Origin of the sequence: Bacillus sp. UMB0728 (genome assembly GCF_002858875.1) — a bacterium.
Classification (GTDB): domain Bacteria; phylum Bacillota; class Bacilli; order Bacillales; family Cytobacillaceae; genus Bacillus_AB; species Bacillus_AB infantis.
Genome location: NZ_PKLA01000004.1, coordinates 224,310 through 237,273 on the forward strand (window position 1 = coordinate 224,310; position 12,964 = coordinate 237,273).

The 12,964-nt window shown below is 45.2% G+C and carries 13 protein-coding genes; 7 read left to right on the top strand and 6 right to left on the bottom strand.

Annotated features, from left to right (window positions below; all coding sequences use genetic code 11):
• The first annotated feature begins 330 nt into the window (after positions 1-330).
• On the top strand, positions 331-1,371 hold the full coding sequence (locus tag CYJ37_RS16970) for an acyltransferase family protein (protein ID WP_022543642.1): 1,041 nt from the start codon (positions 331-333) through the stop codon (positions 1,369-1,371).
• A gap of 182 nt (positions 1,372-1,553) precedes the next feature.
• Positions 1,554-3,314 carry a B12-binding domain-containing radical SAM protein gene (locus CYJ37_RS16975; RefSeq protein WP_101550768.1) on the top strand — a complete coding sequence of 587 codons (1,761 nt, stop codon included), beginning with the start codon at positions 1,554-1,556 and terminating at the stop codon, positions 3,312-3,314.
• Between the two features lie 253 nt (positions 3,315-3,567).
• On the opposite strand, the gene CYJ37_RS27340 is transcribed toward CYJ37_RS16975, so the two are convergent.
• Together CYJ37_RS27340 and CYJ37_RS27345 are read right to left on the bottom strand one after the other, a co-directional pair.
• A complete protein-coding gene (locus tag CYJ37_RS27340; RefSeq protein WP_009794248.1) occupies positions 3,568-3,714 on the bottom strand; it encodes a hypothetical protein in 147 nt (48 codons plus the stop codon).
• Positions 3,714-3,875 carry a hypothetical protein gene (locus CYJ37_RS27345; RefSeq protein WP_022543641.1) on the bottom strand — a complete coding sequence of 54 codons (162 nt, stop codon included), beginning with the start codon at positions 3,873-3,875 and terminating at the stop codon, positions 3,714-3,716. Before CYJ37_RS27345 ends, CYJ37_RS27340 begins: the two co-directional genes overlap by 1 nt.
• Positions 3,876-4,064: 189 nt before the next feature.
• On the opposite strand from CYJ37_RS27345, the gene CYJ37_RS16980 reads away from it, so the two are divergent.
• Complete coding sequence (locus CYJ37_RS16980) at positions 4,065-4,400, top strand: DUF3905 domain-containing protein (RefSeq protein WP_009794246.1); 336 nt, start codon at positions 4,065-4,067, stop codon at positions 4,398-4,400.
• A 161-nt stretch (positions 4,401-4,561) separates the two neighbouring features.
• On the opposite strand, the gene CYJ37_RS16985 is transcribed toward CYJ37_RS16980, so the two are convergent.
• Positions 4,562-5,917 carry a TrkH family potassium uptake protein gene (locus CYJ37_RS16985; protein WP_009794245.1) on the bottom strand — a complete coding sequence of 452 codons (1,356 nt, stop codon included), beginning with the start codon at positions 5,915-5,917 and terminating at the stop codon, positions 4,562-4,564.
• A gap of 153 nt (positions 5,918-6,070) precedes the next feature.
• Between CYJ37_RS16985 and CYJ37_RS16990 the strand changes: the two genes are divergently transcribed.
• The 4 genes from CYJ37_RS16990 to CYJ37_RS17005 all read left to right on the top strand — a co-directional run bounded on the left by CYJ37_RS16990 (position 6,071) and on the right by CYJ37_RS17005 (position 10,352).
• Complete coding sequence (locus CYJ37_RS16990) at positions 6,071-7,189, top strand: CdaR family transcriptional regulator (protein ID WP_101550770.1); 1,119 nt, start codon at positions 6,071-6,073, stop codon at positions 7,187-7,189.
• A gap of 110 nt (positions 7,190-7,299) precedes the next feature.
• Positions 7,300-8,712 carry a glycolate oxidase subunit GlcD gene (glcD, locus tag CYJ37_RS16995; protein WP_009794243.1) on the top strand — a complete coding sequence of 471 codons (1,413 nt, stop codon included), beginning with the start codon at positions 7,300-7,302 and terminating at the stop codon, positions 8,710-8,712.
• Positions 8,709-10,061, top strand: coding sequence for a (Fe-S)-binding protein (locus tag CYJ37_RS17000; protein WP_101550772.1), 1,353 nt, complete (start codon positions 8,709-8,711; stop codon positions 10,059-10,061). The genes glcD and CYJ37_RS17000 overlap by 4 nt, the downstream gene beginning before the upstream one ends.
• A gap of 90 nt (positions 10,062-10,151) precedes the next feature.
• Positions 10,152-10,352, top strand: coding sequence for an alpha/beta-type small acid-soluble spore protein (locus CYJ37_RS17005; RefSeq protein ID WP_009794241.1), 201 nt, complete (start codon positions 10,152-10,154; stop codon positions 10,350-10,352).
• 35 nt (positions 10,353-10,387) lie between these two features.
• On the opposite strand, the gene CYJ37_RS17010 is transcribed toward CYJ37_RS17005, so the two are convergent.
• The 3 genes from CYJ37_RS17010 to CYJ37_RS17020 all read right to left on the bottom strand — a co-directional run bounded on the left by CYJ37_RS17010 (position 10,388) and on the right by CYJ37_RS17020 (position 12,929).
• Positions 10,388-11,506 (bottom strand): anti-sigma factor domain-containing protein, encoded by a 1,119-nt coding sequence (locus tag CYJ37_RS17010; protein ID WP_101550774.1) that lies wholly within the window; start codon positions 11,504-11,506, stop codon positions 10,388-10,390.
• Positions 11,503-12,246, bottom strand: a complete 744-nt coding sequence (gene sigI / locus CYJ37_RS17015) for an RNA polymerase sigma factor SigI (RefSeq protein WP_009794239.1) — start codon at positions 12,244-12,246, stop codon at positions 11,503-11,505. Before sigI ends, CYJ37_RS17010 begins: the two co-directional genes overlap by 4 nt.
• A gap of 212 nt (positions 12,247-12,458) precedes the next feature.
• Positions 12,459-12,929, bottom strand: a complete 471-nt coding sequence (locus CYJ37_RS17020) for a hypothetical protein (RefSeq protein WP_009794238.1) — start codon at positions 12,927-12,929, stop codon at positions 12,459-12,461.
• Positions 12,930-12,964 lie beyond the last annotated feature (35 nt).

The window sequence follows — 12,964 nt, forward strand, 5'->3', positions numbered from 1 at the left end:
CTTCGGCTTTTTGGCTTTAGCCTTTTTAACCCTTGCCTTTTTTTCCCCTTTCACATCTATTCCCCCTATTTCTTCTTCGCTGAACCAAACTATTGTCCTAATAAGCAGAAATAAAACTATGTAACTTTTAGACTATTAACATTCATTATAATATATAGATTTTTGATTTTGAAGAAATACTTTCCAAAGTTTCAGAAAAAACCGGCAGATTCCGTTTTAGAATTTACTGGTATGCCATCCTCTAATTAACACGGCACAACTGTTTAGCTGCATGTTAGGCTGGGTATTATAGATAAAAGTTTTATGGGGGTCTTTAATCAAGGAGGAGTTATGAAACAGCGAGACTATTACTTTGACAACGCCAAGTTCATTTTGATCTTTTTTGTTGTCTTTGGGCATTTGCTACGTTCCTTTATTGAAGATAATGAAACAATCTACACCCTGTACAAGGTCATCTATACCTTCCATATGCCGGCTTTCATTCTGGTTTCAGGATTTTTTGCAAGAGGGATATGGAAACAGGGATATGTGAAGAAAATTGCCAAAAAGCTGATTCTGCCTTATTTAATTTTCCAGGCAATTTATTCTGTGTTCTATTATTATCTTTATAACAAATCAACAATCTCTCTCGATCCTTTTACGCCGCACTGGTCACTATGGTTTCTGCTGAGCTTGTTCTGCTGGAATATCATGCTGCTTTTGTTCGCAAAATTCAAGCCTGCTTATTCCATCGGAGCTGCTATATTGATTGGGCTGCTGATCGGCTATGCTGACACGGTATCCAATTATTTAAGCTTATCCAGGACGTTTGTGTTCTTCCCGCTTTTCCTGATCGGATACTTTTTACGGAAAGAACAGCTATATATGCTATTCAGGCCAAAATTCAGGTTTGCTGCATTAGGCATCTTTGCGATCGTGTTCATCGGCTTCTATTTTTATCCGGATATCAATTATAAATGGCTGCTTGGATCAAAGCCATACGCTGAAATGGGCGCAGCTTCTTTTAAAGCATTGCTGACCAGGCTGTCCTTTTACATTCTCAGCCTCATCATGGTGTTTTCGTTCCTGGCTTTCGTACCAAGAAAAAAATATTTCTTTACGAATCTCGGCAAGAACACTTTATATGTCTATCTTCTGCATGGGTTCTTTGTGAGAATTTTCCGGGAGAGCGTGGTTCAGGATTACTTCCATGAGCCCGAGAATTTCCTGCTTTTAGCAGGGATATCCCTGATCCTTACGCTTATCCTTTCAAGCAGGATTGCAACTTCTTTTGCCCAGCCGCTTATAGAGCTTAACACCTCCAGGCTGAAGCAGCTTCAGCTGCGGGGAAAAACATGGCTGGAGTTTTATAGGAGAAAACTGTTAAGCTGATTGAAAGCCCGCCGGACGGCGGGCTTTTTACTTTGGGCAGCCCGGGGATCGGGAATCCCCGGGCTGGAAAAAAGAAGATTGCCTAAGCGGGTCAGATGATTTACAGCTACTTTTTTTGTCAACAATAACGTATAATAATAAGTTGTTCTGAACTGCACTACTCTTAAAGGAGTTCTACTATTATGAATATCGTTTGCACCACATTGAACGCTAAATATATCCATACCAATATTGCCATCAGGTATTTAAAATCTTACGCCGAGCCTGAGTATGACATTCAGCTGGCAGAGTACACCATTAAGGATCCTGTCATGAATATCGTGACCGATCTGATTAGAAAAAAACCGGATATTATCGGATTCAGCTGTTATATATGGAATATTGAAGAAACAATCAAGGTCATTAATATCATCAAAAAAATCGATCCTGCCATCCAGATTATTGCCGGAGGCCCTGAGGTTTCCTACGATGTGCCGGAATGGATGGGAAAGGTAGAAGCATTTGACTATATCGTCATCGGTGAAGGAGAAGAAACGTTTAAGCAGCTTCTTGCAGAGCTTGATGGTGATAAAAAAATGGAAAATGTCCATGGTATTGCCTACAGGGAAAATGGCCAGGTGAAGTTCAACCCGCAGCGAAATAAGCTGAATTTGCGCGAACTTCCATCCCCTTTCCGATTTGAAGAAGACAAAGCGCATCTTTCCAAACGCGTCACTTATATAGAAACGAGCAGAGGCTGCCCTTTCTCCTGCCAGTTCTGCCTTTCCTCCATTGAAGTTGGCGTCCGTTATTTTGACAGAGAGAAAATTAAAGAAGATATCAGATATTTAATGGATAATGGAGCTAAAACGATTAAGTTTGTGGACCGTACCTTCAATATCAGCAGAAGCTATGCGCTGGAGATGTTCCGTTTTCTGATTGATGAGCATCGGCCGGGGACTGTCTTTCAATTTGAGATCACTGCTGATATCATGAGGCCGGAAGTCATTGATTTTCTCAACAAGGAAGCCCCTCCTGGACTATTCCGTTTTGAGATCGGCGTCCAGTCGACAAATGATGCAACAAATGAATTGGTCATGAGAAAACAGAACTTTGCCAAATTGACAAGGACGGTTACAATGGTCAAAGACGGCGGAAAAATCGATCAGCATCTTGATTTGATTGCGGGTCTGCCTGAGGAAGATTATGAATCGTTTAAGAAGACCTTTAACGATGTGTTCGCCATGAGGCCAGAAGAGCTTCAGCTTGGTTTCCTAAAAATGCTGCGCGGAACAGGCCTGAGGCTGAGTGCAGAAAAGCACGGATACACTTATATGGATCATTCGCCATATGAAATCCTCGGCAATAATGTACTGCCATTTGAAGATATTATCAGGATCAAACAGGTTGAAGATGTTTTGGAAAAATACTGGAATGACCATCGCATGGACCATACTATTGAGTATTTGACTACCCGTTCGTTCCCGACCCCTTTTGACTTTTTCCAGGAGTTTGGAGGTTATTGGGAAGAGATGGGCTGGTCCAGGATCGGTCATCAGCTCGAAGATCTATTCCGCAGGCTGCAGCAATTCCTCGAATATAAGCAGCTGGAAGATCTAAGGGTCATTGAAGGCCTTATGAAATTGGACTATCTTGCAAACCAGAAGTATAAGCCTAGAAAACCATGGTGGGAAGCCGGCTATGAAAAGAGCGATCGATCCGCTATCTATCAGGAAATTGCAAGGAACCCAGCTTCATTGGGCAGCCAATTTGAAAATCTGCGCCTGAGCGAGAAGGACCTTCACAAACATACTCTTCTTGACCAGGTTGAATTTAATATCAGCGCGTATCTGGAAACGGGAGAAATTATACGGGAAGCTTCCAGTATCATCGCCTTTTTCGATGCTTCAAATGAACAGACACAAATTTTTTCTTGCACCAAAAATACACTTAAACCAGCTTAATTTCTGAAAAAAAGCCTGAAACTGCTGCAGTTTCAGGCTTTTTTGTTCAGAATGACCGTTTCAAGCCGTGTGCTGTGCTCATAGCCGGCTGAATTTAGGTTTTGTAACTGGCGCGGATCTATTATTTACCAATTGAAGCCTTTATTTGTTTAAAGATAAAGTTTTTTTAGTTATTTCCCGGATATTTTAATCATTTCCTGAATTTTTCTACCAAATCCTAAAAACCGGTCCAAATCGGCCGCACGGTCATCTCTTATTTACTGTTTCTTTCCTTCTGGTTCTTCTCCCTGAAGGCATCTGGATGTTCGTAGAATTTGCTTGCGTTCATGTCCCCAAATTCCAGGCCGAACTCAACATTGGAGGTCTCCTGCTTCAAGTCACCCTCAGGTTTCCTTTTCATCAGCCCCTCCCCTTTCTTCCCTGCTTGGAATTCCGGTTGGCTCCTTTAGCAGTCTCTTCCCCATGTGTAAACTCTGCGGAGAATTCTGATTCTGCAACATTTTTCTTCGGCGTTTTAGAATATTTTTCTACCGCATCATGTTCAGCTTTTCGCTTCGCCATATTGATTCCTCCTAAGTCATTGTTTCTCCTATATTTTCTTCGTTCCACCCCGAAAGAATTCTTTCTTGCTCTTTCCTTTATTTGCAGGTCCTGCTTCTTTATAAAATAGAAGCCAGCTTGAAAAAATAATACTTGTCCAGCTCTGTAGCCTAACCTCTTCGCATTAAAGAAAGGATGTGCACATAACAGATGAAAAAAGGGAAGCAGATTGGCATTGATGGCACACTGCCCCACCAAATATCCGCTCCCAGCTTAAAAGGGACGCATCTGAAGCTGGAAGAGCCATTCAAAAACTCTTTTGGGGTTACAATTGGCGACAGCTTCTACGCTTCAGAAAACTCCCCGCTGGAACAATGGACCGATGAAACCGACCCTGCTGTCATGTCAGGGGAACAATGGATCCACCCGACAAACGACATCGGCTGGAATACAGACGAAAACAGAGAACTACTCGAAAAAAAACAAAAACCCCAAAGCTCCCCCTTCATGCACCCAGAAAAAGACGTGAGCAGGGGAACGGACTAAACGAAGTGCGGAAGCGGCTTGCCCACTAAGGAACGCAGACTAAAAACCACGTACTGCGGCAACGTCTGCATAACCCACATCCCGTGGCTTATGATGACTCGAGGCCCGGGTTTTGGGGCTTTTGCCCAGATAAAAAAGCATATAACCATGGTTATATGCTTTTACCCAATGATGACTCTTTCCTTTGGATAATGATAGATTGACTTCTTTTCTTTTCCTCCAATGATGAATAAGAAGGAAGTCAGCCCAATTCTTCCAATGAACATCAGTATGATGATCACGCACTTCCCGACCGCTGACAGATCGGGGGTTATCCCCATCGACAATCCTGTCGTTCCGAAGGCCGAACACACTTCAAAAATAATAGCTGTCACGCTATGGGCCTCAGTCAGACTGAGCACAATAACTGCAAAGAAACACATGCCGACAGCTAAAATGGTGATGACCAGGGATTTTAATACATCATCCTGATGGACTTCCCTTTTAAATACTTTAATATCCCTGTTCCCATGGGCAAACTGATAAAGAAAGAGGACATTCAGGGCGAAAGTCGTGGTCCTGATCCCTCCACCGACCGAGCTTGGGGAAGCTCCGATGAACATTAGCCCGCTCAGAAGCAGCTGGGTAGACTCCGCAAAATCATTGACATTCAAAGTCGAAAGGCCTCCGCTCCTGGTTGTGGCAGATTGGAAGAAAGCATAAAAGAACGTTTTATGCCAGCTCATTCCGCTGAAGTAATGCCTTCCTTCCAGGAGGAGGATTAGAACCGTCCCAACCACCAGCAGCACGGCAAAGGTGGCGCTCGTCAGCTTTGTGAATAAGGAAAAGCGGAAGTTTTTATAATCTCTCCGGTCAAAAAGGTAATGCTTTACTTCTATCAGAACAGGAAAGCCGATTGCCCCAAGTGTGATCAGGATTATATGTATAAGCTGTACAAAATAATCATCCGCATAAGGGATCAAGGAAGCACCGGTAATATCAAAGCCTCCGTTTGTCGTAGCACTGACCGAAGCGAACAGGCCGTGCAGCATGGCTTCCTGGAATGTATCATAATAACTGAGGAAGTGCACACCCAGTATAAGTGCCCCCGCCGCTTCAATAATCAGGATCAGCTTCAGGATTTCCCTGATCAAATTGACCAGGCCCGACAGGTTCGACTGGTTATGGTCGACCATGATGAGCCGCCTTCCCCTTAAACCGATTTTCTTGCCTAGCAAGATCCAGAAAAAAGTACCCAGCGTCATGATGCCGATTCCCCCGAATTGCAGGACGAACATCAGCATAAAGACCCCGAAGGTACTGTATGTTTCAGATATATTTATAACTGAAAGCCCCGTTACACTAACGGCACTGACAGCCGTGAAGGCCGAATCGAGCCAGGAAACCTCAACACCGGGCTGATGGACTGCAGGAATGCGCAGCAGCAGCACCGAAATGGTGACAGCAAGCAAATAGTAGCCGGTGATAACCTGGGCAGGGGATAATTTATCCAGCCTTTCTTTTATTTCATCCCACATTATGATCTTTCCCTCCTAAATTGCCTATCCCCTATCATAAAGAAAAACAGAAGGGTTTAAAAGGATTATGAGGCTATTAGCGTGATTTTTTTTATTTTTATATAATTAAGTATAAAGATAATAATTATATCAACAAAATCAGGAGGCTCGATCATGCTTTTGCCAGCACTTGCCGAAAAGATCCTTCGCGAGGTCCGGGGGGTCTTGAAAGAAGAAATCATCGTGGTCAATACAGATGGAATAATCGTTTCAAGCACATCTCCAGATAGAGTTGGAGCCTTCCATGAAGGAGCACTCCAGTCTGTTAAAAAACGGGATAAAAGAATCATCACAGCAGATGATGAAAAAAAGCTGAAAGGCGTCAAAGCCGGGATCAATCTTCCTGTTTTCTTTCAAAAAGAAGTTGCCGCAGTGATTGGGATCACAGGCGACCCGGAAAAGGTAGCTCCTTACGGAGAAATTATTAGGAAAATGACAGAGCTTTTAATCAGCGAAAATTTCTACAGCGAACAGATTGACTGGCAGTCAAGGGCCCTTGAAGGCTTTGTCTTTGATTGGCTGCAGGAGCGGGGGCACGGCAGTTCTTTTATAGACAGGGCGCTTATGCTTAAGGTCGATACCAGGCTTGACCGGCTGGTGTTTATAGCAGAATTCCTCGAACCTGAAAAGATTCCTTCAAGGGAAATCTGGCAAAGGCTCCTATCCTGGCCAGAAAAAAACAGTAATGACCTTTTCATACGCTGGGGTCATGATCGAATTGTTGCGCTCTTCGCACATCATTCAGAAGAGCACATCCAAAGGCTTGAGGACAGAGTATCCAGGTATTACTGGTATCTCGACAGAAGTTCCGGTTCTCCGCTTTCTGGAGGGGCTGGGCAGCCGGCCGCTTCCTCTGCACTCTCCCGTTCCTTCAGGCAGGCGGAACGGGCTGTGAAGGCTGCAAAGAAAGCCAGGGGCCTGAGATTTGATAAAAATCTTACCTTGGAGATGCTGATGGATGAAATCAAGCCTGAAACCAAATTGGATTATATTAAAAGGACCATCGGACCCCTGCAGCAGCACCCCGACGTACTTGCAACACTGAAAGAGCTGTTCAGGCAGAACCATTCATTGAAAAAGACTGCTGAAAGCATGCATATACATATCAATACACTTCACTATCGCCTTAGGAAGATTGAGGATCTGACTGGGCTGGGCACGGGAAATGCACAGCAGCTGTTCATCCTTTATATGGCATGCCTGCTATTGGATGAACATACAAATGATCACTAATTAAGCGGATAATATTCGTATTAATATCTATAGAAATTCTAAATATCCTTCCATATAATGAAGCTAAAAGTACTGCCGGCAGAAGCCGGCTGCAACTGGAGGCTCCTGTTATGATACCGAAAGCTGCTAAAGAGAAATTGACAGCGATTGCAGGCATAGACCAATATGATGACTCTAATGCGGTGCGCCTGGTTTATTCCTATGATGCCACCCCGAATTTTCAATCCCTCCCTGATGCGGTCATTAGCCCGCGAAATACAGGCGAAGTATCTGAAATTGTAAAAGTATGCAGCGAGTATTCCATTCCCATCGTCCCAAGAGGCTCGGGCACAAATTTGTGCGCCGGCACATGCCCGACCGAGGGCGGGCTTGTTATTCTGTTCAAGCATATGAACAGAATTCTTGACCTTGATGAAGAGAATCTCGCCATTACTGTTCAGCCCGGGCTTGTCACACTTGACTTGATACGCGAAGCAGAAGCAAAAGGACTTTTTTATCCTCCTGATCCAAGTTCCATGAAAATATCTACAATCGGAGGAAATATAAATGAAAACTCCGGCGGATTGCGAGGCCTTAAATATGGTGTGACCAGAGATTATGTCATGGGCCTTGAAGTGGTCCTGGCCAATGGGGATGTCATCAGGACGGGAGGCAAGCTCGCAAAGGATGTGGCGGGCTATGACTTCACCCGTCTTTTCACAGGCTCTGAGGGTACACTTGGGATTATAACCGAAGCGACTTTGAAGCTGATCCCGATGCCGGAAACTAAAAAGACGATGCTTGCCCTTTACCAGGACCTTGAAGCAGCCGCGAAGACGGTTTCAAAAATCATAGCCAATAAAATCATCCCTGCAACATTAGAATTCCTGGATCAGCCGACACTCGAAGTTGTGGAAGAGTTCGCACAGATCGGACTGCCTACAGATGTCAAAGCAGTTTTGCTGATTGAGCAGGATGGACCTCGTGAAGTTGTCGAGCGTGACATGGCAAAGATGGAGAACATTTGCCGGGAAGAGAGTGCTGTTTCTGTCCAGGTGGCCAAAACGGCCTCCGAGGCAGAGGCGCTGACGGCTGCGAGAAGAGCCGCCCTTTCAGCCCTTGCAAGGCTCAAGCCCACCACCATTCTTGAAGATGCTACGGTCCCCCGCTCTGAAATTGCCAATATGGTAAGGAGCATCAATGAGATTGCCAGTAAATATGACCTGAAAATCTGTACTTTCGGCCATGCCGGAGATGGAAATCTCCATCCTACCTGTCCGACGGATGCAAGAAATAAAGAAGAGATGGAAAGGGTGGAAAATGCTTTTGCCGAGATTTTTGCAAAAGCCATCGAGCTTGGAGGAACTATAACGGGCGAGCATGGCGTGGGAGTCATGAAAGCCCCTTATCTTGAACTTAAATTGGGAAGCGAAGGCATTGCTGCCATGCAGGCCGTCAAAGCAGCCCTTGATCCGAAGAATATCATGAACCCGGGGAAAATATTTGCCAAAGACAGCAGGAAACGTGTGGTGGTATCTAAATGAGTACAGCAATTGAACGGCAAAAGATCCAAAGTGAGTTCAGCAGCAGGATGGATGAGGATGAAATGCTGAACTGCATGCGATGTGGTTTCTGCCTCCCCTCCTGCCCCACTTACATCACTTCAGGCTTTAAGGAGGAGCATTCTCCAAGAGGCCGAATCGCACTGATGAAAGCTGTAGCGGACGGGCTGATCGAGCCGGACAGCGATGTTGAGCGATCCCTGGATTTATGTCTTGGCTGCAGGGCATGTGAGCCAGTTTGTCCCTCAGGTGTTAATTATGGGCACCTTCTCGAGGAAGCAAGGGATATTATCAGCCAGAATAAAAAGTACTCACTCCCTGTCAAGGCGATCAGGAAGACTGTTTTCCATGGGCTGTTCCCGCATCAGGAAAGAATGACGGCAGCGGCCGGCCTCCTTTCCGTGTATCAGCGGACCGGCCTGCAAACCGCTGTTAGGAAAATCGGTTTTATGAAGCTCTTCCCTGACAGTCTTGCAGCAATGGAAAAAGTACTCCCTGCTGTCCCTTCCTACAAGGATATGAAGAAGCGTCCCGAAAAGCTGCCAGCTCATGGGAAGCCAGTGAAAAAGGCAGCATTTTTCTCCGGCTGCCTGATGGACACCATTTTCATGGGGACAAATGACGCGACCATGAAGCTGCTGCAGATGGCCGGCTGTGAAATCGTCATACCCAAATCACAGGCCTGCTGCGGGGCCCTTCATGGACACAGCGGGGAAAAAGAAAAAGCCAGGGAGCTGGCAAAACGGAACATCGCTGCCTTTGAGGATACGGGAGCAGATTATATCATAACCAATGCAGGCGGCTGCGGAGCTTTCCTTGTAGATTACGATCATCTCCTGAAAGATGAACCGGAATGGAAAATCCGCGCTGAGAGCTTTAGAAATAAGATCAAGGACATTTCCCAGATCCTATTTGAATTGGATTTCCATAAAAACCATAAGTTGACCCTTCCCCATCAGATTCTTACGTACCAGGATTCCTGCCACCTCCGCAATGTGATGAAAACGGCAGCTGCACCGCGCATGCTCCTGGGCTCTATCACCGGGGCAGAGTACCGGGAAATGAAAGATGCGGACAGGTGCTGCGGCTCAGCGGGAATTTATAATATTGTTGAATCGGAAATGTCCATGCAGATTCTTGATTACAAAATGAACCAGGCCAGAACAACAGAAGCGGCAGTCATTGTCACTTCAAATCCTGGCTGCCTTCTTCAGATGAAGCTTGGGATTGAGCGTGAAGGGGCGGCAGGCCATGTCAAGGCAGTCCATATTGCAGACCTGCTTTTAGAAGCAGCAGAATATGCCGCAGCCGGGGCACAGACAGCAAGATAACATTACCAAACATGAAAAAACTCCACAGCTCCATACTACTGATACAGGGCCTTAAGCTCTGCATCAATATGGAAGGAGCTGAAACTCAATATGGCAAGAAGCAGCAATAAACTGCTCGTTCCCGGCATTGAGCAGTATCTTGATCAAGTCAAATACGAAATTGCTCAGGAATTTGGCGTTAATCTGGGTTCAGATACAGTTTCCCGTTCAAACGGTTCTGTTGGCGGAGAGATTACAAAGCGCCTTGTACAACAAGCCCAATCCCAGCTTGCTGGACGGAACGAACAATAATAATAAAATATAAATGGCAAAAAATCCGGCTGCCTTCAGCCGGATTTTCCATTATTCCCTTTTTGCCCCTTATCATGTCCGTTATTGCCATTCCCCTGTCCATCTTTGCCGGGCGGAGGGGAACCTTTTTTATTGCCACTATTCTCCGGCTTTTCGTGCTTTTCATGCTTGTCATGTTCCTGTTTTCTTTGTTCTTCCTTTTTTTGTTTGTCCCGCTCCTTGTTTTCGTCCTGCCTTTTTTCAGGCTTTGCTTTGCGGGCATCATCTTTCCTGTCTGCTCCCTTATTCTTTCCTTCCGGCTTGGAAACAGGACGTTTTGGAACGTGAGACGAAGGCTTTATATCGCCTGCCCCCTTCTTATCTTTCGCCTTATCGGCGCTCCCGCTATTCTGCTGCTCTTGTTTCCTTTTAATACTTTCAGCTTTCTCCCTTGCAGCTTCTTCTTTTTCCCGTTCCCTTTCCTCCAGCTGCTGCTTCCTTTCTATTTCCTCTTCTTTAAATTTGCCGGCAGTCAGCCCTTTTTCTTTGGCCTTCTCCCGTTCACCTTCAGTTGCTTCGACCACTTTGACTTCAAGATTTTCTGCTTCTGCAGTTTCTTTGATGCTTTCAACCTGACTGTTCAGCTTCTTGCTTTCAGTGGAATCCTTGCTGACTTCTTTCTTCAGTACAGAAGCGATAATCATTTCTTCGTGCTCTCTCAGATATCCCTGCTGCTGGGCCAGACTAAGGATCTTCCGTGTTACATAGCCGGCGCTTTTTCCCTTCCAATCCTCCAAGAGACTAAGCAATTTCCTGCCCTCCTGATTATAAGATTGAAGCTCCACTACAGACAGTTCCTTGTCGACACCCAACTCGATGCTCGGGTTTACATCAATTGTCATATAGGCGTATACTTCGCTGTTGTTATTAAAAGGAATGACAAGAGATAGAACAAGAAGGCAGGCCATGGCGGCAGCGGCAATCAGTTTCTTTCTTGCCGCCAGGCGTGAAAAGAGCCCTTTCCCGTCTTTTTCTGCATTTCCAACAGGGCAGAAGTAGATTTCTTCCCCTATCTGATGATGTCCTTCTGTATTAAGGGCACGAAGAAATTCGCCTTCGGGAGTAAGCATCGTCATAAAACGTCCCTCAATTTCAAGGATGACCCCTTTTTTCACGTTTTCAGCACCCCTTTTATATACTCCTGTAAATACACATAATCTCCCATTAAAATAAGGGAAACAGCAATGATATACTTCCTGTTCCTTTCAATCGTTTTTCTGCTCACTGCTGCAGTGCCTTCCAGCTGCTTGATGGGAAGGCGCTTTTTTTCCTGCAAATAGGAAGCCAGCTCTTTGTCCCTGACAAGTGCCGATGCTATTTCCATCGCATTTTTCCGCGCATCTGCATGTTTTGGGGACTGATCTGCAATTTCAGCAAAAGTTAATCCATATTCTTTGAGAAGAGCTGTAAAGTGAATGATTTCATCCCGTCTAAGCTCTTGCTCTGTTTTTTTCACGAACTCTTCAATCGACAGCCTGTCTTCCACAAGACTGGCTGAAGCTTGTTCATCAGCACTTCCACTGCTGCCTTCAAAGCTGACATTCATATGCCTTGCCTGCTGCCTGATATAATCAATGACCCTTCGCTTGATTATGATTTCGGCAAATCCCAGGAGGGAACTGCCCTTCTCGGGACTGTATTTACGGACCGCTTCATCAAAGGCAATCAGCCCGATGCTGTACTCATCATCAGACTCATGGATATAGCGTCTGCAGACGGAGGATACGGTTTTTGCAATAAAAGGTTTGTATGACTCTATCAGTTCATTAAGCAGCCGGCTGTCGCCCTGCTGGATTTTTATTACGGTTTTTTCTAGTGTCTGTTTTTTCTTAGTGATGAATAAATAACCGAGCATATCCTCACCTCTCCACCAGCACATTATATCATATGCCAAATAACAGCCAGCAAGGGGAAGGATTGAAGAAAGAAATAAGGAATATTTTCACTGCTAACATAAAGCTTCGCCCGGAAAGAGGAGCTTTTGGGGGTGGTTTGGTGATTGCTCATGAACGGCGAAAACCTTTGCTGATTCAGCAAAGGTTTTTTATTGGCCCCCCTGTATGCATTTCACGCTGCTTTTCTTCGCAGGAACAATAGCAGGGCCCTTAGCGCAAAGCCCGCCACAAGCCCGGGAATAAGGAAAATCATCGGCAAAAAGACCGGGCCAAACAAGATGCCAAAAAGCTTGAGCCTCACCGAATACATAAGACCGACAGTTACAAAATAGGCTCCGAAGACAAAGGGGAGAAAAGACAATTCTTCCTGTGCAGGCATAGCTTCTTTATAAGCATCCCACATGGCAAACATATACAGACAAGGGTAAAACATCAGCCACTGATAATCAAGGACTGCAGCCGCCTTATCAATTTCCCACAGGAAACTGTGCATGATAGCCAGATTAAAGTTGCTGAAAACGTTGATGAGAACTTCAAGTGCCACAAAGAGAACACCTTTTACATAGTGACCCGTCAGCAGCTGGCTGAAACCGGGCAAAGCAATGCTCCAAAAAATGGCTTCTAGTTTTCCGACTTTTTTCATTCATTATCACCAGCTATATTTCTATAGTGGTATCA

Bases quoted from the DNA above. Each gene is read 5' to 3' on its own strand.
- CYJ37_RS27340 (WP_009794248.1), bottom strand. From the start codon at position 3,714: ATGAAAAGGAAACCTGAGGGTGACTTGAAGCAGGAGACCTCCAATGTT.
- CYJ37_RS16975 (WP_101550768.1), top strand. From the start codon at position 1,554: ATGAATATCGTTTGCACCACATTGAACGCTAAATATATCCATACCAAT.
- glcD (WP_009794243.1), top strand. From the start codon at position 7,300: ATGATACCGAAAGCTGCTAAAGAGAAATTGACAGCGATTGCAGGCATA.
- CYJ37_RS16980 (WP_009794246.1), top strand. From the start codon at position 4,065: ATGAAAAAAGGGAAGCAGATTGGCATTGATGGCACACTGCCCCACCAA.
- CYJ37_RS16970 (WP_022543642.1), top strand. From the start codon at position 331: ATGAAACAGCGAGACTATTACTTTGACAACGCCAAGTTCATTTTGATC.
- CYJ37_RS16985 (WP_009794245.1), bottom strand. From the start codon at position 5,917: ATGTGGGATGAAATAAAAGAAAGGCTGGATAAATTATCCCCTGCCCAG.
- CYJ37_RS27345 (WP_022543641.1), bottom strand. From the start codon at position 3,875: ATGGCGAAGCGAAAAGCTGAACATGATGCGGTAGAAAAATATTCTAAA.
- CYJ37_RS17000 (WP_101550772.1), top strand. From the start codon at position 8,709: ATGAGTACAGCAATTGAACGGCAAAAGATCCAAAGTGAGTTCAGCAGC.
- CYJ37_RS16990 (WP_101550770.1), top strand. From the start codon at position 6,071: ATGCTTTTGCCAGCACTTGCCGAAAAGATCCTTCGCGAGGTCCGGGGG.
- CYJ37_RS17005 (WP_009794241.1), top strand. From the start codon at position 10,152: ATGGCAAGAAGCAGCAATAAACTGCTCGTTCCCGGCATTGAGCAGTAT.
- CYJ37_RS17020 (WP_009794238.1), bottom strand. From the start codon at position 12,929: ATGAAAAAAGTCGGAAAACTAGAAGCCATTTTTTGGAGCATTGCTTTG.
- sigI (WP_009794239.1), bottom strand. From the start codon at position 12,246: ATGCTCGGTTATTTATTCATCACTAAGAAAAAACAGACACTAGAAAAA.